The organism is Legionella qingyii (assembly GCF_003184185.1).
Genome location: NZ_QHJG01000092.1, coordinates 1 through 556, shown reverse-complemented (window position 1 = coordinate 556; position 556 = coordinate 1). Strand labels below are relative to the sequence as shown.

Here is a 556-nt window from a genome sequence, read left to right as displayed (position 1 = left end):
AAGCTATTCTGTGTTATTGACCTAGATAAGCCGATGCGAGTCTGCCAGCTGCATTGCTCTCCAATTCAACATCTAATACATCAGCAACGGTTGACGCGATTTTCATATTAATTTCTGCAGGAAAGTTGCTAAAAAAGCTATTAGGGCTTTTAGCATAAGCACTTAATCCCTTGATAATAATACGGTAATCAAGATAGGCCTGTCTTTTTTCTGGTTTAGATAAATGTTCTGGAGTATTAATGCAAATACTTTGTCCGTATTGTACAATGGTTGGATCTTTAAAAACCATTTGATTGTCTCCCTGCCTTGTGATTATAGCTCCTGTTAAACCCAGCAGGTTAATTGCTTCCTCTCTTGACGCCCGATTCGGAAAAGTTGCTACTAACTGACCATTTACAACTTCGTCTTTAATATAGAGCACAGGTTTAGATGAAGGGAACACTCCAACAGGAATACTCATCATTTCATTGAAATAATCATATGAAGTATTGCTTGGGAATTTAAGGGCTAATCCATCATCATCTCTACATATTACAATTGGCCTTGGGGTGCAGAG

Annotated in this window: 1 protein-coding gene; it reads right to left on the bottom strand. The window is 38.1% G+C overall.

Annotated features, from left to right (window positions below; translation table 11 throughout):
- Window positions 1–13: 13 nt before the first annotated feature.
- Window positions 14–556, bottom strand: a 543-nt coding sequence (locus tag DGG96_RS21015) for a hypothetical protein (protein WP_165831659.1), incomplete at its 5' end; no start/stop codon positions are given.